Source organism: Psychroflexus sp. S27, assembly GCF_002810405.1.
GTDB lineage: Bacteria > Bacteroidota > Bacteroidia > Flavobacteriales > Flavobacteriaceae > Psychroflexus > Psychroflexus halocasei_A.
This window is the reverse complement of record NZ_NEXQ01000023.1, coordinates 189,780-210,323: the sequence shown is the minus strand read 5'-3', so window position 1 is coordinate 210,323 and position 20,544 is coordinate 189,780. Positions and strand designations below refer to the sequence as shown.

At 33.0% G+C, this 20,544-nt stretch carries 17 protein-coding genes; 11 read left to right on the top strand and 6 right to left on the bottom strand.

The features are described from left to right. Positions 1-822, bottom strand: a complete 822-nt coding sequence (locus CAP47_RS07280) for a DUF4412 domain-containing protein (protein ID WP_100776021.1) — start codon at positions 820-822, stop codon at positions 1-3. A gap of 261 nt (positions 823-1,083) precedes the next feature. On the opposite strand from CAP47_RS07280, the gene CAP47_RS07275 reads away from it, so the two are divergent. From CAP47_RS07275 to CAP47_RS07240, 8 genes are all read left to right on the top strand, one after another. Beyond that, positions 1,084-1,806: a LytR/AlgR family response regulator transcription factor gene (locus tag CAP47_RS07275; protein ID WP_100776108.1), complete on the top strand. Its 723-nt coding sequence runs from the start codon at positions 1,084-1,086 to the stop codon at positions 1,804-1,806. 24 nt (positions 1,807-1,830) lie between these two features. Beyond that, on the top strand, positions 1,831-3,294 hold the full coding sequence (locus CAP47_RS07270; RefSeq protein ID WP_100776020.1) for a sensor histidine kinase: 1,464 nt from the start codon (positions 1,831-1,833) through the stop codon (positions 3,292-3,294). A 136-nt stretch (positions 3,295-3,430) separates the two neighbouring features. Further along, positions 3,431-5,407, top strand: a complete 1,977-nt coding sequence (locus tag CAP47_RS07265; protein WP_192869965.1) for a tetratricopeptide repeat protein — start codon at positions 3,431-3,433, stop codon at positions 5,405-5,407. A gap of 437 nt (positions 5,408-5,844) precedes the next feature. After that, positions 5,845-7,146, top strand: coding sequence for an anaerobic C4-dicarboxylate transporter (locus tag CAP47_RS07260; protein WP_093242413.1), 1,302 nt, complete (start codon positions 5,845-5,847; stop codon positions 7,144-7,146). Positions 7,147-7,184: 38 nt separating this feature from the next. Beyond that, positions 7,185-8,603 (top strand): aspartate ammonia-lyase, encoded by a 1,419-nt coding sequence (gene aspA / locus CAP47_RS07255; RefSeq protein ID WP_100776018.1) that lies wholly within the window; start codon positions 7,185-7,187, stop codon positions 8,601-8,603. A gap of 193 nt (positions 8,604-8,796) precedes the next feature. Next, positions 8,797-9,870, top strand: a complete 1,074-nt coding sequence (locus CAP47_RS07250) for a type II asparaginase (RefSeq protein WP_100776017.1) — start codon at positions 8,797-8,799, stop codon at positions 9,868-9,870. Positions 9,871-10,017: 147 nt separating this feature from the next. Beyond that, a complete protein-coding gene (locus tag CAP47_RS07245) occupies positions 10,018-11,199 on the top strand; it encodes a porin (protein ID WP_192869964.1) in 1,182 nt (393 codons plus the stop codon). A 287-nt stretch (positions 11,200-11,486) separates the two neighbouring features. Further along, positions 11,487-12,314, top strand: coding sequence for an endonuclease/exonuclease/phosphatase family protein (locus CAP47_RS07240; RefSeq protein ID WP_100776015.1), 828 nt, complete (start codon positions 11,487-11,489; stop codon positions 12,312-12,314). Here the strand turns inward: CAP47_RS07240 and CAP47_RS07235 are convergent. Then, on the bottom strand, positions 12,307-13,032 hold the full coding sequence (locus CAP47_RS07235) for an AAA family ATPase (RefSeq protein WP_100776014.1): 726 nt from the start codon (positions 13,030-13,032) through the stop codon (positions 12,307-12,309). The genes CAP47_RS07240 and CAP47_RS07235 overlap by 8 nt on opposite strands. 261 nt (positions 13,033-13,293) lie before the next feature. On the opposite strand from CAP47_RS07235, the gene CAP47_RS12500 reads away from it, so the two are divergent. The 3 genes from CAP47_RS12500 to CAP47_RS07225 all read left to right on the top strand — a co-directional run bounded on the left by CAP47_RS12500 (position 13,294) and on the right by CAP47_RS07225 (position 14,573). Then, entirely contained in the window at positions 13,294-13,518 is a 225-nt protein-coding gene (locus tag CAP47_RS12500; protein WP_238140994.1) for an MgtC/SapB family protein, read from the top strand. A 14-nt stretch (positions 13,519-13,532) separates the two neighbouring features. Continuing rightward, complete coding sequence (locus CAP47_RS07230; protein ID WP_238140991.1) at positions 13,533-14,012, top strand: MgtC/SapB family protein; 480 nt, start codon at positions 13,533-13,535, stop codon at positions 14,010-14,012. 366 nt (positions 14,013-14,378) lie between these two features. Further along, the gene (locus tag CAP47_RS07225) at positions 14,379-14,573 is read left to right on the top strand and encodes a cold-shock protein (RefSeq protein WP_093242381.1); all 195 of its coding nucleotides are present in this window, start codon (positions 14,379-14,381) and stop codon (positions 14,571-14,573) included. 89 nt (positions 14,574-14,662) lie between these two features. Here the strand turns inward: CAP47_RS07225 and CAP47_RS07220 are convergent, their stop codons facing one another. The 4 genes from CAP47_RS07220 to CAP47_RS07205 form a co-directional block, all read right to left on the bottom strand. Further along, positions 14,663-16,438 (bottom strand): efflux RND transporter periplasmic adaptor subunit, encoded by a 1,776-nt coding sequence (locus tag CAP47_RS07220; protein ID WP_100776013.1) that lies wholly within the window; start codon positions 16,436-16,438, stop codon positions 14,663-14,665. Continuing rightward, positions 16,428-16,919, bottom strand: a complete 492-nt coding sequence (locus tag CAP47_RS07215; RefSeq protein ID WP_093242372.1) for a DUF305 domain-containing protein — start codon at positions 16,917-16,919, stop codon at positions 16,428-16,430. Before CAP47_RS07215 ends, CAP47_RS07220 begins: the two co-directional genes overlap by 11 nt. Before the next feature lie 209 nt (positions 16,920-17,128). After that, positions 17,129-19,639 carry a heavy metal translocating P-type ATPase gene (locus CAP47_RS07210; protein WP_093242367.1) on the bottom strand — a complete coding sequence of 837 codons (2,511 nt, stop codon included), beginning with the start codon at positions 19,637-19,639 and terminating at the stop codon, positions 17,129-17,131. A 188-nt stretch (positions 19,640-19,827) separates the two neighbouring features. Further along, positions 19,828-20,469 carry a DUF3347 domain-containing protein gene (locus tag CAP47_RS07205; protein ID WP_093242362.1) on the bottom strand — a complete coding sequence of 214 codons (642 nt, stop codon included), beginning with the start codon at positions 20,467-20,469 and terminating at the stop codon, positions 19,828-19,830. Positions 20,470-20,544: the final 75 nt, after the last annotated feature.

The window sequence follows — 20,544 nt, the reverse complement described above, 5'->3', positions numbered from 1 at the left end:
TTAATAATTTATAGATTGGTAATCGTTTGTTTTGAAATCATTATTTGCCTTTTCAAAAGCAACGCATTCCATTGTTACTGTTTCTTTTCTTCTTTTCCTTTTATCAACAGTTTTCATGTACATCATCATTGAGTTTTCAGCATCTTTGAAATAATCACGAAGTATAGATGGATCATTAGATTGATCTTTTGATGCGTTAAGAATATTGTGAAAACTAATCTCAATCTCTTCAGTATAATACATCGTAAAAGTCCATTCGTCATTTTCTATCTGTTTCCCCTGACATGTATAGCCTAAAAAGTTTCTATTTGGTAAGTCTTTAACTGTATAGTCAGATTTTGTATAAGGATTGTTAGCCCAATCGTTATCTGTTTCAATGTCGAGAGGCGTAGAAGTGTACATTTTCTGATTATTGCTTTTCATAAAAGTGTAACCTGCTTCTTTGTCATAATCAAAAACAATAAACATGTTGACGTTCTCCTGTGACATTGCCATACCTGCGTAATCACTTTTAGGTTTGAAGTAATAATCCATTAGCATTTTCTCGCCATCAGCTGTCATTTCCATTTGGTAATGGTAATCAAATGCGTATTTTGAATCTGGTTTTGAAAGTTTATTTCGTTCCTTCTTAGAAGTACTGTTAAAAAAGCCATCCATGCCTTTTCCAACTTCATTTGAAGTTTTTTGGGCAGATTTTCTAGTCACAGTATTCTCTGCAGCATCTGTTACTTTATCTCCAAGTTTCTTCCAAAACTGAGCTTGAACTGGCATTAGAAATAGAAAGGATGCTATGAAAAATGTAGTACGGATAAATGTTTTCATGTTGATTTAAATTTATTTGTTCAAAACAAATATTGAGATAAATAAATGATTATCAACGGACTAATTTATAGTTGGGAGTATCTAGTTTATAATTGGTTCACTTTGATAGATAACTGGTTATTGAGGGTTTTAATTAAATTTCAATTTTATCAATTACCTTAATAAAACAGCCAAATACAAGGTGTTTCAGGTCAATTATACATTTAATGAAAGAGCAGTAATATTTTTTTGTAATTTTAATGTGAACTCAAACTATTTATGATGCTTAAAGTAATTTTAATCGATGATGAACTCAAATCTATCAAAAGTCTTGAATGGGAAATCACTAATTTCTGTAAAGATGTAGAGATCATGGAGACTTTTACAAATCCTGAGGAAGCGATTACTTATTTAAAACACAACGATCCCGATTGTATTTTTTTAGATGTTGAAATGCCTGAAATGGATGGTTTTCAATTTTTAGATCATTTTCAAAAACGTGATTTCTGTGTTGTTTTTATCACAGCTTACAACCAATACGCTATTCAAGCTATTAAAGAAAATGCTTTAGATTATTTATTAAAACCCATTGACTCAGATGATTTAATAGAAACAATTGAAAAAATTAGAGCGGACAGAAGAGACGGACGTACTTATGATGCTTTAGAAGAACGCTTAAAAAAGCACACAACCAAACGTATTGCAATTCCTGTGGAAGGCAAACTTGTATTTATAAATATTGAAAATATCATTTATTGTAAAAGCGATGGAAATTATTGTAAAATACATTTGGAGGACAAAAAGCCGCTTTTCATCTCTAAGAAATTAAAAGAAATACAAGGCTTGCTTCCTGAACAAGATTTCTTTAGAGTGCACAATAGTTATTTAGTTAATCTCAAAAAAGTTAGTGAGTATCTTAAAACGGAAGGCTACATTATTCTTGATAATCAAATAGAAATACCTGTCTCTAGAAATAAGAAATCAGAGTTTTTAGATAAAATATAATTAGAGTAACAAATACTTTACCCCATGCAATTTGAAACGTCAGTTTTTTTCTGGCAATTAATGGTGTGCACCTTAATTGTTTTTTGTGTTTTAAGCTTTGTTATCGGCTTAAATTCACGTGAGAAAAGCTTTTTGCTATACTCAAACTATACCTTCTTTTTATTGGCATACTTTGTAATTATGTCACCTTATGAAGCGCAATGGTTAGAAAATATTCGTGCCTCTTCATTTAGTTCTCTCAAATGGTATGTTCAGGTGATTTACAATTGTTCATACTTTTTTTTCTTTTTATATTTTCTTGATATCAAACAACATTTTAATAGCTTTTATAATTTTATTGTGAAAGTTGTATTAGCAGCTTTTATAATAAGTTCAATCATATTTCTTTATTCTGTTATAATTGGTAATTCAAGAGTTTTCGACATATTTTACATTTATGTTTTTGTGCCAGTTGTATTTTGTTTTGCTCTTTATACGCTTTATAAAGCTAGTTTACTTCCTGGTACTTTAAAATATTATTTCATTTTTGGCGGAGGTACTTTTATCGGTTTAGCGATGATTGCTCTTTTTTTCCCTTTAATGGGATTGATTTTTTTTGGTATCAGTCCATTTTCACTTTTCTACATTGGTATTTTCATTGAGCAAATTATTTTTGGTGTTGGCTTAGCTATCAAAATAAAACATTTGAATTCTGAACTCTTACAAAAATCAATTGAAAATCAGAAAATCAAAGAAAACCAGAATAAAGTTTTAGAAGCTCAATTAAAAAAACAAGAAAAAGAAATACTTGAACTTACAGCTTCAGCTGAAAAAGAAAGATTAGAAACTATAAAAGCTAAATTTGAGGAGCAGATACACCATCTTCACCTGATCTCTTTACAAAATCAAATGAATCCTCATTTTATTTTTAATGCCTTAAACTCAATAAAAGCTTTTCTAGTAGATGACGATAAGCAAAAAGCGATTTATTATCTCAATAAGTTTTCTAAACTTTTAAGACACATTCTCAGTAGTGCAGAGCTAGAAAGCATTACACTAAAAGAAGAACTCACCATTGCTGAGCTATACACAAGCTTAGAAAATATACGTTTTGAAGAAAAAATAAAACTTAATATACAACAGCCAACGGACATCAACCTCAACACAATTTCAGTACCTCCAATGATTATTCAACCATTTATCGAAAACGCAATATGGCATGGCTTAATGTTGATAAAAGAGGACAAAGAGATCAATATAAAATTTGAAAATATAACGAATGGCATTATTATAAGAATCACAGATAACGGAATTGGCCGTAAAAAATCAAAATATTATTCAGATAAGAAATTAAGACAAAAAGAATCAATAGGACTAAAAATAAATCACCAACGCTTAAAGCATTTTAATAAAAAACATAAGCTCAATTACTCTTTTAAAATCAATGATCTTAAAAATTTAGATGACAAAGCAATTGGAACTGAAGTCGTCTTAGTTTTAAAAAACTAGTAAATATTTAAGTTCTTACTAATAAATATGAAATAATTAAACTAACTTCATCAAACCTTCATACACTCATCCTAACCACTTACCAATGTCAGAAAACAATAAATACTTAAAAATATTTTTTTTAATAAATTTTTTGATGTTTTTCAGCATAAATCAAGCACAAGAAACATCTAAAATTGATAGCCTAAAATCTCTAGTGCAAAACACGACTGTCGCAACACTAAAAGTCAACTACCAGATGAAGCTTGCCAGGCAGATTCACAGAGAAAGCCATAATGATACTTTAGAAATAGCCTATGCAGAAGATGCAGTTGATCTAGCGCTAAAGATAAATGACACCTTGCTTTATGCAAAAGCTTTAGATAATCTAGGCTTGCTAAAGCGTTATCACCAATTATACAATCAGGCGCTCAACTTGCACATAAAAGCCTTCAATCTCATTGAGAATAAAGACGTTGAACCTCTTGAAAAAATGATATTTGCTAATAATGCTGGCGTTGCTGCACGTTACAATCAAAAATATGATATTTCCATCTTATATTATATGAAAGCTTTGAAAATAGCTGAAGCCGAAAATGATAAAAAAAACATAGGTATAGCTTGTAATGGAATTGGTAATGCTTTAAGCGGCTTACCAGGTCGTGAAGATGAAAGCCTATCTTATTTTGAAAGAGCTCTTAAAACTCAATTAGAACTTGGAAATACACTTGGTGCTGCAATGAATTATCTCTCTATTGCTGATTATTATGTTGACAAAAAAGATTACGTAACAGCACGACAATACCTACAGAAATTACTTAAACTTAACCAAGATAGAAATGACATATTTGGTCTAGCAATCACTTATGAATATTTCGGCACTTCATATCTAAAAGAAGCTAAAAACTATGACAAAGCCATATCATATTATGAGAAATCATTCGATTTATTTAAAGAATTAAAAAACAAACGTAAAGTTGCTGGCCTATTATATAGAATAGGTCAAGTAAACTATAATAAAAAAAATTACAATAAGGCTGAAGACTATTTTAGTGAATCACTTGAGATTTCGCAACAAATCAATCAATTAGGCTTGATCATCGCTAACACATTTAAGATATCTCAACTTTTAGAAAAAAAAGGGGACTATAAAAAAGCTTTAGAGTTTTATAAAATATCTGAAACTTATGAAGACAGTATTAAAATAGAAGATCAAAACATCAAAATAGAAGCACTCACACGTCAATACAATCTTGAAAAAAAAGAAAGCCATATTCAACTTTTAGAAAAAGATAAAGCTTTACAAAAAGCCGTTGTTGAACAACAAAAAGAACAGCTTGAACGCAGACGGATTGTAACTATCTTGTTGAGCATTGGTTTGATTTTCATTCTTATCATTTTTGCTTTACAATACAGAAATTACAGAACTAAGAAAAAAACATCCGAACGCATTTCTAAGGAAGAAAAAGAAAAAATGAATGCAATTTACGAGCGTAATATTGCTCAAGCAGAAATTTTGGTAACAAGATTACGCGTCAATCCTCACTTTTTATTTAATAGCTTGAATGCCATAACTTATTTAATACAAAGTGAACAAAACGCAAAGGCGATTAAGTATCTTAAAATATTTAGTCGCTATACAAGGATGGTTTTGGAAACTTCAAAACATCATGTTATTCCTTTACAAGAAGAGCTCAAACTCGCACAGTATTACATGATGCTTGAAGAAAATAGATTTGAAAAAGATTTTATTTTTAATATTACAGGTGAAGATTCTCCAGAAATAGAAAACGTTTTCATCCCTCCTCTTCTCTTACAACCCTTTTTAGAAAATGCAATTTGGCATGGCCTATTATTAAGTGAAAATCCTGAGAAAAAATTGAGTATCCATATTGTTATTAATCAACATAAAGCTCAGATCATTATTAAAGACAACGGTGTCGGTAGAGATAAAAACAAAAATCGTAAAAGGAAAAAACCTCACAAAAGCATGGGAATGCAGATTATTAAAGAACGTATTGAGCTTTATAATAAATCAAACCCAGGAAAAATTAGTTTAAAAATCATCGATAAAAAAGACGAAGATGGGAATGCATTAGGCACAGAAATCCATATTAATTTAAATCAAAATTAAATGTGAGATTATCAATATTCTTATTCAAGATGATTATCAGTATTCTACATTAATTTATAGAGACATAAAGCTTCAAATAATAAGATTAAAATAGCATTATTAAATCATTAACAAATCATTAACAATCATAACTGATATAAATCATCTACTGCGATCCTTATGAAGCGTAATTTTGTATTGTAATCTGATAGTAGATTGCGAAAATTTGCAAATCTTCAGATTTAGAAAAGCTCTTTTTGTAAGGTATTATTACTTCTTAAGCTTTAGACAGTTCATTCGCAGAATGGAAAAATTCAGAAGGCGGTCTAATTCCCATTAATTAGAATGGCCATTTGTAAATGTTAATCGACATACCACACCACTGAATCCATTACAAAATTTATTAACAAGATTAAAGAGGTTATATCAAATCTCTGAAAACGCTAAAATTATATCTTATGATTTGGGTTGAACTATTAATCGTCCTTTTATTTATACTCATTGGAGCCAGAATGGGAGGTATCGGAATTGGCTACGCTGGTGGTGCTGGCGTTATTGTCCTTACTATGGTTTTCGGTTTAGAGGCTGGCTCTATTCCTGTGGATGTTATACTTATCATTATGTCTGTTATTGCAGCAATTGCAGCAATGCAAAACGCAGGTGGATTGGATTATCTCGTACACGTTACCGAAAAAATATTGCGTAAAAATCCTAAACGCGTTACTTTCTTAGCTCCATTAGTCACTTATTTCATGACTTTACTTTCAGGCACAGGCCACACTGTCTATGCCGCATTGCCAGTCATTACTGAAGTTTCTAAAGAAGGAAATGTAAGACCTTCTAAACCCTTGAGCATATCTGTCATTGCATCTCAAATAGCAATTACAGCATCTCCAATATCTGCAGCTGTTGTTATTTTCGCAGACTATCTTGAGCCTCTCGGCGTATCATATCTTCAATTGTTAGCAGTTGCGATTCCTACCACTTTCTTAGCAGTTATGGGTAGCGCATTTATCGCAAACTTGATGGAGAAACCTTTAGATCAAGATCCTGTTTATTTAAAGAGAGAAGCAAAAGGTTTAGTCAAACATTTAGACAAAAAAGATCATAAAGATTCTAAAAGCGCTAAATTTTCTGTAGGAATTTTTCTTGCAGCAATTATTATCGTTGTCGCTTATGCAACATTAACATCTGAGAATATTGGGATTATCACAAATGTGACTATTTCTCGTAACCAAGCCATCATCGCTATTATGCTCTTAACTGCAGCAGTTATTGCTTTAGTTTGCAAAATAGATATCGGTAAAGTGACGAGCATGTCCACTTTCAAATCAGGTATGAGTGCTTGTGTTTGTGTTCTCGGAGTTGCTTGGCTAGGAGATACTTTTGTAAGTAATCATATTGAAGAAATCAAAGAAGCTGCAGGAGGACTTTTAAATAGTTACTCTTGGTTATTGGCTGTCATACTATTTTTTGCGAGTATGCTGCTTTATTCTCAGGCTGCAACAACAGTAGCCTTGATGCCGGCTGCACTTTCTTTAGGAGTGAGTCCAGTTGCTGCGATAGCATCTTTTGCAGCGGTGAGCGCATTGTTTGTACTACCAACTTATCCAACATTAATCGCTGCTGTAGAGATGGACGATACTGGAACCACCAAAATAGGAAAGTATGTTTTTAACCACTCTTTCCTCATCCCAGGAATAATAACTATTGCATTAAGTGTCGTGTTCGGCTTTGTGATAGGAGGTTTAATACTTTAAAATTATTAAAATAAGCTATTGATCAAAAAATAAATATTATGAAAACTAGAAAAGAAGAAGATTTATTAGGACAATTAGATATCAATGATGATGTTTATTTTGGTGTACACACTCAACGTGCCTTCAATAATTTCCAAATTTCAAATGGAAAGATAGGTGATTATCCAATATTTATAAAAGGCATGGTCACAACTAAAAAAGCTTGTGCCTTTGCTAATAAAGAAATCGGAACGGTCCCTAAAAAACAAGCAGACATGATTATTGAGGCTTGTGACGAGATCTTGAATAATATGGAAAAATATATCGAATACTTTCCGATTGATGTTTTTCAGGGAGGCGCTGGAACTTCAGTTAACATGAATACCAATGAAGTTATTACGAATGTGGCACTTACTTTAAATGGCCATCCAAAAGGCAGTTATGATATTCTGCATCCGAATGACCATGTTAATAAATCTCAATCGACTAATGATGCTTATCCAACTGGTTTTCGCGTTGCCATATTTTATTATATCAACCATTTGCTTGAAAAAATCAATATTCTAACTAATCAATTTGATAGAAAGAGTGCTGAATTTAGAAAAGTTATTAAGATGGGAAGAACACAAATGCAAGATGCAGTCCCAATGTCTTTAGGTGACGAGTTTTCAGCTTGGTCAACAAATTTAAAAGAAGAAACAAAAAATCTCAAGGCTTGTAGAGACCTTATTCTCCCAGTTAATTTAGGCGGTACAGCAATAGGAACACGCGTCAATGCACCTGATGGATTTACAGAACTTTCAATAGGATATTTACAAAAATTTACAAAGGCAAGTTTTGTTGAAGCTGAAGATCTTATTGAGGCAACATCAGATTGTGGTGACTATGTGACTATTTCTGGCGCTTTAAAAAGAACATCTGTCAAAGTTTCAAAAATCTGTAACGATTTACGTTTGCTTTCTTCAGGACCTCGTTGCGGATTAAATGAAATTAATCTGCCGCAAATGCAAGCTGGGTCATCTATTATGCCAGCTAAAGTTAATCCTGTTATTCCAGAAGTTGTGAACCAAGTTTGTTTTAAAATTATAGGTAATGATGCAACAGTTTCTTTTGCTGCTGAAGCAGGACAATTGCAACTTAATGTTAATGAACCTGTGATGGCACAATGCTTATTTGAGTCAATGGAACTATTGTCAAATGCCATTGAAACACTTGCTAGAAAATGTATTTCAGGCATCACAGCTAACGCTGAACATACCAAAAAAATGGTTTACAACTCTGTAGGATTAATCACTTTTCTTAATCCTTATATAGGTCACCATATGGGAGATGTAATCGGGAAAGAAGCAGTTGCAACAGGAAAAACAATTAGAGAACTTATTCTTGAAAAAGAATTGCTCTCTGAAGAGGAATTGGATAAAATTTTAAGTCCTGAGAACCTTATGCATCCGAAATATACTGCAGGGATTAAAAAATAAAATATTGCTATAAAATTAACCAGTGATAGAAATAATGGAAATGCTCGCTATGTGAAAGCAAAATTTTGTAGCTGATTAAAAAAATGTAAAAAAATCACTGGAGCACATCAATGACTGTTAATAGTTTTTTAGAATAAAACTATCATGCTTAATAAGCAAATTAATTAATGTTTAATACATAAATCTCATTAAAATGAAAACTTTCAAATTATTTAGACATGCGCTTTTACTTGTTTTAGTTATTGGTTTAACTAATATAAGTTTTGCTCAAAACAAAGACCTTCCTCACGTGGTCATTCTCGCGACTGGAGGAACCATTGCTGGTACAGCTGAAGGTAGTAATCAAGCAGGATACACAGCTGGACAATTAGGCATCAATACGATGATTGATGCAGCACCAGGGATTAAAGAACTAGCCAATATTACTGGAGAACAAATTTCTAACGTTGGCTCACAAGATATGTCAATAGACATTTGGTTAAAGCTCGCTAAAAAAGCGAATGAATTATTAGCTTCAGATGATGTTGATGGTATCGTTATCACACACGGAACTGATACACAAGAAGAGACAGCTTATTTCTTGAGTTTAGTTGTTGACAGTAACAAACCTATTGTCACTACTGGAGCAATGCGACCAGCGACTGCTCTGAGTGCTGAAGGGCCGTTGAATCTTTACAATGCTGTAGCTGTAGCTGCAAGTCCAAAATCAAAAGGGCATGGCGTAACTGTTGTTATGAACGATCAAATTCATGCAGCGCATGATGTGACCAAGCTTAACACAACAGCTGTACAGAGTTTTATGTCACCAATAGAAGGTCAAATCGGTAGTGTGATTTATGGCGATATAGAATACTTCAGAAAACCATACAGTACACATACAACAAAAAGCGTATTTTCTGTTAAGGGCGTTAAATCTCTTCCTCGTGTAGATATTATTTATGCTTATGCAGATATGCCTGCAGATTTTGTAACAAGTTCTATTAAAAAAGGTGCAAAAGGCATCGTTATAGCAGGTGTAGGTAATGGAAATATGAATGCAGCAACTCTTAAAGAAGTTAAGAAAGCAACAGATAAAGGAATTGTTGTCGTTAGAAGTACACGTGTTCCTCTTGGTGATGTATTGCGAAATGCAGAAGTCAATGACGATGAGTACAAAACCATTGTTTCTGATGAACTTAATCCTGCAAAAGCAAGAGTTTTATTAATGCTAACTCTCTTAAAAGACCGAAGCCTCAACGAAATCCAAGAAATATTTTTCAATTATTAATAATTCTTGTTTTACGTTTTAATTATCATACAAAGCTTAACGAGCTTGAGTTTTATATGATTTAACCTTTATAAAATCAGTCTCAGACTGATGAGACTGATTTTTATGAAGTGTGTAGTTTAATTTATGAACATTAAAATTATAATCATGAAACTTAAAAATCTTTTACTACTTATTCTGGTTTTTGGAGCTTCCCAAATAAGTTTTTCACAATTGAAACAAGCCGATACAGTATCAACTTACAAGTCTATAATTCCTGTTGAAAGACAAAGTTTACTGAGCAATGTAGATTTGATTGCAAACATGCAATTTGGCCACAGTAGTGACTGGGATGATGGCAGCTGGCAAGGTTCTAAATTTAACATGAATCAATTTAGAATGGAAATAAGAGGATGGGTGACAGAAAAATTACATTTCCGTTTTAGACACCGTTATACTAGTTCTTTTGAACCACAAAGTGTTGATAACATTATAAAAGGGGTTGATTACGCCGCATTAACTTTTAAAGTAAATGAAAAGTGGTCTATTACTGCCGGTAAAATGGCGACAGATTGGGGTGGTATCGAATTTGACTTGAACCCTATTGATATCTATACTTATTCAGACATTATCGAACAAGCTGACAACTATCTCGCTGGTGTAGGAGCTACATACCAAGCAACAAAAGACCATTCATTTGGATTACAACTTCTTAACCCAAGAACACAGACAGCCGAAGAAATCTACGGTGAAGATGTCATTATCGGAGGGGATATTGAAACTGCAAAAGCGCCTTGGGCTGGTGTTTTCAACTGGCGCGGTAGCTTCTTTGATGGAAAATTAAATACTTTATGGCATTACTCTGTATTTAATGAGGGTGATGATGATTTCCAGAACTACATGGCCTTTGGTCAACAACTTAACTTAAATAAATGGAGTATCGCCTATGACTACAAATTAAGTTTAGAAGATGTAGATAGAACTGGTATCATTAGGAATCTTATCTCGACTAATGATCAAACATACGTTTTAAGAAACACACGATACGAAAGTCACTGGCTGAGTGTACAGCATCGAATACATCCGCAATGGCAATTAAGTTTAACTGCATTTGTTGATTTCTCATCTGTAAAAAATGAAATGGGTGATTACAAAAAAGTAAGAAATGCATATTCATACATACCTGCTATTGAATACTACCCTTTTAAAGATTACAACGTCAAGCTATTTGTAAATTATGTGGGTAGAGTTTTCCGTTACACAGATTTCGCTGAAGATACATTTAATCTATCCAATGGAGATACAGGAAGATTGTCCTTTGGAATCATAACACCTTTAAACTTTCTTTAATTTTTATATTATAAATACTTACTAATATTAAGCTGGGCAATTCTTTATTGTTCAGCTTTTTTTATGTTAACTTTTCTTCATCTTGATTCATCTTAAAATATTAGATTTGTTATTTGCATGTTTGGTTTGATTATATTTTTTATATAAATCTTTGAACAAGGCAAAATTGAAAATGATGAACCAAAATTATCAGGTCAATTGAAAGAGACGATAAGCTTGTTGCAATTGTTATTGGATCGAAATCTAATTTTTATTAACGCGTCAAAAAATCCTTTTAATCTTTATACATGAAGAATTTTTCTCAAGCTTTGAGTAAACTTAGCTTTATCCTATTTTTCTTCTGCTTTTCTATTAGTATTGCTCAGGTTAAATTGAGTACATGGAATATTCAGCACATGGGAAAATCAAAATCTGATGAAGAGATTTCATATATCGCTGATGCTTTAAAAACACATGATCTCATTGCGATACAAGAAGTTGTCGCTGGACCAGGAGGCGCAAAGGCTGTTGCAAGATTGGCTGACGAACTCAACAGAAAGGGTGCAAAATGGGATTACAGCATTAGTAACCCGACAAAAAGTTCGCCTTACAGTAGCGAACGCTATGCTTACTTATGGAAAACAAGCCGGCTAAAAATTGTTGGCAAGGCTTGGTTAGATGAGAATTTTATCGATGAAATTGAGCGCGAACCTTACTTTATCCGGCTAAAAGATAATGATGGACATGTTTTCACTGTTGTTAGTTTTCATGCCGTTCCTAAAAAGAAACAACCTGAAACTGAGATTAAATATTTCAAAAAATACCCTGCTTTATATCCCGAAGATGAATTGATTTTTGTGGGAGATTTTAATATTCCGAACTCTCATTCAGTTTTTAATCCACTTAAAAAAATGGATTTTATTTCTGTCATTGAAAATCAGAAAACTTCATTAAGAACCAAATGTATTGATGGTGATTGTTTAGCTTCTGAATATGATCATATTTTCCTAAAAACGGACAACTTATCAATACGTGATTGTGGTGTTATTCATTTTTATGAAGATTTTGAAAATATGAAATTGGCCAGAAAAATTTCAGATCATATTCCACTATGGGTAGAAGTTGATTTTAATTAACCTCAGATATTGACTTCAACTTCTCTTGATTGATGATATTCGTTTTGATTTGCTGGTATGCAACGTCTTTTGCTTCTGCATAAGAAATGCCGTAAGTTCTTTTGATGCGCGCTATACCCTCAGGGAAACGTTCTAAAATATCATCGTAGTAAAGATCTAATTTCTCATGGCTTGGCAGCTGGTATTTTAATTTGATTTGGAAGCGTCTGAGCAAAGCTGTATCAATCACCTCAACATGATTGGTTGCGCAAATCAGTAAAGTATCCTCTGGTAATTGATCAATTTGTTGAATCAATGTATTGACCAAACGTTTCATTTCACCAGAATCTTGATTATCATAATCTCTTATTTTACCAATAAAATCAAATTCATCAATAAATAAAACGGTGTCACCAAAAGAAGCTTTCCTGAAAACATCAGTTACATTTTTACCAGTTTCGCCTAATTTAGAAGACACAAAACCACCGAGATTTAAAGTCACAACTTCTCTCTTTAAAGCCTGTCCAATGGCATGAGCTGTCGCCGTTTTACCACAACCTGTATGGCCGTGCAATAGAATTTTATTGGCAACAGGAATATCATATTTTTTGAGTGCTTCCAAAAAGGTAAACTCTTCAAGGAGTTGATTAATTTCCTCTCTGCTCTCATTATTTAAGTGAAGCTCATCAAGAGATAGGGTGTTTTTCTTATCTCTTAAAGTTGATCTGTGAATCGCCATACTCTACTATTTTCAAAAAGACAAAGATAAGTCTTTAAATGAGCTTAAAACACAATTTAAAAAGTCGCTTAACTAAGATTATAAAATAATGATCTTAGTGTATATCAGTAAAAAATCTGTAAAATTTAAGTCTTTAAATATAGTCTCATCTAAAAGCTTTTTTTGAAAAGAACAGCTAAACTTTATATTCTCTATATTTGACTTGCATCAAGTCAACATAAAAACTCACATTTCATAAATAATCTTCTTTTTTTAATTTAAATGGAAATAACTGAATACATTTTACGCTTATCAACTGCCTTTGTTTTAGGAGGTATTATTGGTTTTGAAAGACAGTGGCATCAAAAAAATGCAGGTTTAAGAACAAATACTTTAGTGGCAATTGGTGCAGCTTCCTTTGTATTATTATCAGTTAATCTCCATGAATTAACTGCGGAGATCCGGGTAGAATTACAGCACAAATTGTCACTGGGATTGGGTTTATAGGTGCTGGTGTTATTATGAAAGATGGTTTTAATGTGAGAGGTTTAAATACTGCTGCCACTATTTGGTGTTCTGCAGCAGTTGGTACATTAGCAGGAATGGGATTTGTAATTGAAGCCTTATTAACGACAATTGCAGTCGTCTTGTCTCACGTATTGTTAAGACCTATCAGTAATCGGCTTGCCAAAATATCAGCTTACAGAAAAAATAAAGTTATTGAAACCTATTATCGCGTGTTCATTAAGTGTGGAATCAATAATGAATCTAACGTCAGAGGACTGGTATTGAGTTATATTGAAAATAATGATCAATTATTATTGCGATCAATTAATCGTGAAACAAAAGAATCTAGACCTCATGAAATAAGTATCAGTATCGAAATTGCTAGTATTGGGAAGAAAGAAATATTGATGGAAAACCTTGTTATGATGCTGACTAAAGAATCTCATGTAATTCTTGCAGGTTGGGAATTTGCTGGAGAAGAAACAGAGTATTAATAAGTGTAAAACGCTTTTTCTCTAGCATCGTTTTTTAAATACAGAAAGCTAAAAAAAGCTTTGATTTTTTCACAACAACACAATTCAAATTATTATTTTTTAAACAAAACACACTTTTATATAAAAAAATGATGCATCTTTGCAGCACAATAAAAATTCCTATAGAATTTTAAGTTATTATATAGTACAATTAGTTATTTCGAGTTTATCTCTTCTTTCAAATTTTATTTTTACAATTACTTTTTCAATAGTATTTTTTTAGTTAACAGGTTGTTATCACAATTTAGTTATAAATCTTTAGTATGTTTTTCTTAACTAGGAAGTTTTATTGTGAAAAAATAATTAATAATTTAAAATTAAACAAAGATGCAAGAAGGCACAGTAAAATTTTTCAACAACTCAAAAGGATTCGGATTTATTAAATCATCAGAAACAGGCGAAGATATTTTCGTACACAATTCTGGTTTAAGAGATGATATCAGAGAAGATGATAAAGTACAGTTTAACACTGAACAAGGAAGAAAAGGATTAAACGCTATCAATGTAGAAGTTATAGATTAATTCTCAATAATATTTACCTCTTACAGGTGAAAACTTATTATAAAAAGACCGTTTTTCAACGGTCTTTTTTTGTTTTTAATAGCAATCATTTATTCAATAATTTCTTTCACTTCGCCACAGGTCAGCATTGCGTCTCCAAAATATGGGTTGATGACTTTTTCTTCTTGACTTAACCAGTATGCACCTTCATTACTGTCTGCCATTGGGCAATATTCCACATATACTTTTTCGTTAATACCATACATTTGCACAGCTTTAATGAAGTGTAAAGACAAATCTCTAAAATATTTTCTTTGTTCTTCTAAATCTGATGTCTCAGAAATAGCAGTTGCAGAAGCTTTGATCTCTTTTGACAACGACATCCAATTTTCATGCGCTTCACCCTTAACTAATGTCATATCGACTTGACTCGAATTATTGAGTAAAGCTTTGGCATCTTCAGTTGCTTTAGCTGTATTGTCTTGGACTAATGCATCTTTTAAATCAATATAATTTTTATAAACTTTATTTAATTGTTTTTGAAAAGCTTGAGGTGCTTCCAAACGCTTATTTGTTTTAGTGTAAGCATTTGTGTTTTCAGATGAATGACTGCTGGTTTCCTCATGATGATCGTGAGCCGTTTTAGTATTTTCACTTGTTTGATTCATCATGGATTTTTTATTTTGTAATTGAGCAGCAGCATCAACAGTAAATGTACCGTGTGTTACAATTTCATCACCACTTTCAAGGCCTTCTGTGATTGTATAAGTTTCACCATTTCTGTTGCCAATTGTGACTTCTCGCATTTCAAAAATAGGTTTCTCAGGATTGGTTTTTACGTAAACCAAAGAACGCTCGCCTGTCCACATCACTGCAGATGTTGGCACGACAAGTTGTTCTGTTGAAGCTTTAACACCTTCAATCTCGCCTGATACAAACATGCCAGGCTTGAGCAAATTATCTTTATTTTTTATTGTTGCTCTCACTGTTACTATTCTTGTTTGTGTATTCAATATAGGATTAATAAAAGAGATTGTTGCATCAAACTCTTTTTCAGGATAAGTATTGGTTTTTATTTTAATTTTTTGACCTTTTTTAAATTGTGAGATTTGATTTTCATAAGCATCGAATTCTGCCCAAACAGTACTGAGGTTGTTCAGTTTTAAAATAGGCTGACCTTGCTTAACGTAATCACCTTCGTTTAGCATTTTTTCTGAAACCGTACCTGAAACAGTAGCATAAATTGGGAAGTTTTCTCGTACTTTTCCTGATTCTTCAATACTATTGATTTGTTTTTCTGAAAGTTTCCAGTTTTTTAATTTATTTCGCACTGATTTGTAAAGTGCTGGTTGACTTTCTTTTAAAGAAGCTGTGGTTAAAAGTTCTTGTTGTGCAGCAACGAGATCAGGCGAATAGATTGTTGCCAAAAGCTGTCCCTTACGAACTTCTTGTCCTTCGTAATTGACATTCAGGCGTTCAATACGTCCATCAAAATAACTGGCCTGAACAGAGTTTCCTTCTTCGTTTTTCACAATTTTACCTGACAAGGAAGTTGTGTTACCGTTTTCACCAACACTATTCCCGACGATACTGGTTTGAATATTTGCCAATGCCATTGCATTTTTTGTCATTTTAATTTCATTTGCAGATAGACCATCATTTCCAGATTCTGCTGGTATCAAATCCATTCCGCAAATCGGGCAATCGCCAGGTTCTGGTTGCATAATCTGAGGATGCATTGAGCAAGTCCACATTTGATTGGTTTCTGCAACTTCATCATGCTGATGTTCTGTTTTTTCTTCTGATGAGTTTCCAAAAAACAGCCATCCTAAAAGTACACCTGCTGCAAGCAAGCCTATGTATATAAATATTTTATTATTTTTCATTTTCTAATCGTTTTATCATCGTTTTCATTTCTTCTATTTCTTTTCGTTGTGCCTTAATGATCTCTTCTGCTAACTTTTTAACTTCTGGATCTTTGATATCTGCTCTTTCACTTGTTAATATTGCAATGGAGTGATGCGGAATCATAGCTTTCATCCATAACACATCACCAACTGTTGATTTTTGGTCACGTACCAATCCTAAGGCTCCAAAGAAAAGCAGGATACTTCCTAAAATAATACCTATATTTTTCTTTTTATTCTTGTACATATTTTTCATAAAGAAAAACATAATTAATGCCATTGCCGAGATGCCTAAACAAACCATATAAACCCTTGTTAAACTAAACCAAACGTGATCAATTTCATAAGTATTAAGATACATGGTGATGTACATTGCAACAAAAGATCCGCCTAACATCAAAAAGAATTTTGTGTAGTTGCTCATTCCGTTTTCTTTGTTTTTATCTTTTTGTGTATTCATAATTTTAAATTTTTACATTAATACTCGTTTAAATTTATGTTGTTTTTGGCCTTGAAATCTAATTTTATTTATACCTGATTGATTTACTAAGGCACTGCATTTGCGCTAGGGATTGAAGTGGCATCCTTTTTTTGTTTTTTTCATAACAAAAAAAGATATAGCGTAAAGCCCGCTCGAGCGCCCAAATAAAATATCTTCTTGCTTCATTATTAAATTTCTTTACTTCTTAATCGCAACGCATTTCCAATAACAGAAACCGAACTAAAACTCATGGCTAAAGCAGCAATCATAGGCGATAATAAAATTCCGAAAATCGGAAATAAAACACCTGCTGCAATGGGCACACCTAAAGCGTTATAAACAAGTGCAAAAAACAGGTTTTGCTTAATGTTTTTCATAACTGCATGGCTTAAGTTTTTGGCTTTAACTATTCCATGTAAATTACCTTCAACTAGGGTTATCATCGCGCTTTCAATTGCAACGTCTGTGCCTGTTCCCATTGCAATACCAACATCGCTTTTAGCTAAAGCTGGCGCATCGTTGATACCATCGCCTGCCATGGCAACGACATGTCCATTATTTTGTAATTTTTCAACTTCTTTAAGTTTATCTTCAGGTAACATACTGGCTTTAAAATCTGCCAGGTTTAATTCTGAAGCAACAGCTTGGGCTGTATCGTGATTATCGCCAGTAAGCATAATGACATCAATACCTTTGTCTTGAAGCGTTTTAACAGCTTTGCCACTTGTCTCTTTTATTTTATCGCCAATGATGACATAACCAATAACGTTTTTTTCTATAGCTAAATAAGAAACTGTTTTGCCTTGTTTTTGGTAAGTTTTAGCTTCCTTCTGCATCTCCTCCTTGATTTCTGCTTTAGCATGTTCCATCATTTTAGGATTACCTAATGCCACATTTTTACCATTAATTTTGGCTTCAACGCCTTTACCTGTTACTGCGCTAAAATCTTTGGACTTTAGTTCTGAAGTTTCAGAGTCAGTAAGAATTTCTTTTCCATATTTTACAGTTGCCTCTGCCAAAGGGTGTTCACTATTTGTATTTAATGATACAATGTATTGCAAGACTTCTTTTTCGTTATATGAATTACCAAAAGCACCAACAGTTTCGACAGTAGGCTTGCCTTCAGTTATTGTTCCTGTTTTGTCGACGATAAGCGTATCAACCTTATCCATTTTCTCGAGGGCTTCAGCGTTTTTAATCAATACCCCATTTTGAGCGCCTTTACCAACACCAACCATAACCGACATCGGAGTTGCCAAACCTAAAGCGCAAGGACAAGCAATAATTAAAACGGCAATCGCATTAACCAAAGCATAAACATAAGCAGGCTTTGGGCCCCAAATAGCCCATACTGCAAAGGTTATTACTGAAATAATAACAACTATCGGTACAAAATAACCTGACACTTTATCTGCCAAATTTTGAATTGGGGCGCGACTTCGGCTAGCATCGTTGACCATGTGAATAATTTGAGAGAGTAATGTGTCGCTCCCCACCTTCTCGGCTTTCATTAAAAAGGATTGATTACCGTTGATTGTTCCGCTATTTACTTTGTCATCTACTGATTTATTAACAGGAATAGGTTCTCCAGTAATCATGGATTCATCTATACTGGTTTCGCCTTCAGTAATGACACCATCAACAGGAATTTTATCGCCGGGTTTTACTTTTAATATATCGCCAAGTTCAATCTCGTCAATACTGACCTCAATCTCCTCTCCATTTTCAACCCTGACGGCTTTGTTTGGCGCTAGTTTTAGTAATTCTTTTACAGCTGAATTGGTTTTACTATGCGCACGAGCTTCTAAAAGCTGACCCAAAAGCACAAGCGTTAAAATAACGGTTGCTGCTTCGAAATAGACGTGTACAGCACCAGATTCAGATAAAAATTGCTCTGGGAAGAAATTTGGAAAAAACATTCCAAATACACTAAAAAGCCAAGCTACGCCTGCACCAATACCAATAAGCGTAAACATATTGAGATTCCAAGTGACTATACTTTTATACGCACGCTCAAAAAACATCCAAGTGGCATAAAATACGACTGGAATTGATAAAGCAAATTGAATCCAATTCCATTTTTTTTGATCCATGAGATCGTATAATGGATTGTTAGTCAACATCTCGCTCATGGCGATAATAAAAATTGGCAATGTAAAAGCACTTGCGATCCAAAACTTTTTTAATAATTTTTTATAGGTTTTTTCTTCAGCGGACAAATCTGGTTCTTTTGGCACCAAGTCCATCCCACATTTAGGACAAGAACCTGCTTCATCCTTAACAATTTCTGGGTGCATTGGGCATGTCCATTGATCACCTGTAGAAGCAGATAAATTTTGCTCTTCGACTAAGTCCATTCCGCAAACAGGGCAATCGCCAGGTTCTTCATAGGTTTTATCGCCTTCGCAATGCATGGGACAATAAAAAGTTCCTGTTCCTTTCCCTTTAGGTTGCAAATCTTTTTTTTCTTTAGTTTGAGGTTTTTCACCTAGTTTATGAATGCTGTAAGTTCCTCCATCATTTTTTAAAACATCTTGAAATTTTTCAAGAGGAATATGCGATTTCATTTCGATTGTTGCATTTTCTTCTTCTAAATTAACTGATACATTAGAAACACCCTCCGCTTTTGAAAGTGTTTCTTCTACATGCTTGCGGCAACCTTGGCAAGTCATTCCGTGTATGTGATATGTGTGTTTCATAATGAGGTTTTAATTATTTATGACTTATTAGCATAGGGTTTGAAGGTCATCAAAACTCTTAAACCCTATGCTGTTGCGGATCTTCACTTGAATTTATTTTTAATTAGTCACGAGTGGCGATCCAAACACTCGACATAAATGCGCGATAAAGTTCCAAGACAAAACTTAGGCTTGAATTCAAATTTTGATTAATTAATCTCTTTTTGAACTTCTCCGCATTTCATCATTTTACTACCGAAATATGGATTCCTAATATTTTTATCAGTACTTACCCAAACACCGCCATTATCAGCATACATCGGGCAAAATTGTTGGTACAAAGTATTTTCAGTGCCAGTAATTGCAACCATATCCATTATATTCTTGCTCAATGTTTCGAAGTGTTCACGTTGCTTTTTCATTTCGTTTTTGCCGATATATTCTGCGTGCTCTTTGGCTTCAGCGATAATTTGTTTTAGTTCTTTTTGTTCTTCTGAATTATACTCGCTAAGATCAAATTCGTTTAGAGTTTTATTCAATTTATTGCTGGCTTGAGCTGCTTTATTTTTATCAGTTTCCACTAAGGCATCTTTAAGCGTCATATAATCAGCCAATACTTTTTGTGAAGCTGAATTTTGTGTTTCAGAATCCATTATAGTACTTGACATATTCATCTTGTCGTGTATCATACCATCTTGGTGATTCATTTTTGAATGATCTTCTCCAGAACTCATTTTAGAATGGTGACCATCTGCATTATTATGCTCATTTTTGTTTTCTTTACAAGACATTATCGTTAAGGTTATAAATGCTATTGCAACTACACCTAATGTTGATCTTAATTTGTTCATTTTGATTTAATTTGAATTAGTGTTATTAATATTTATTTTTAACTGTTGTTTATTTTAAAATCATAATTCTACGCT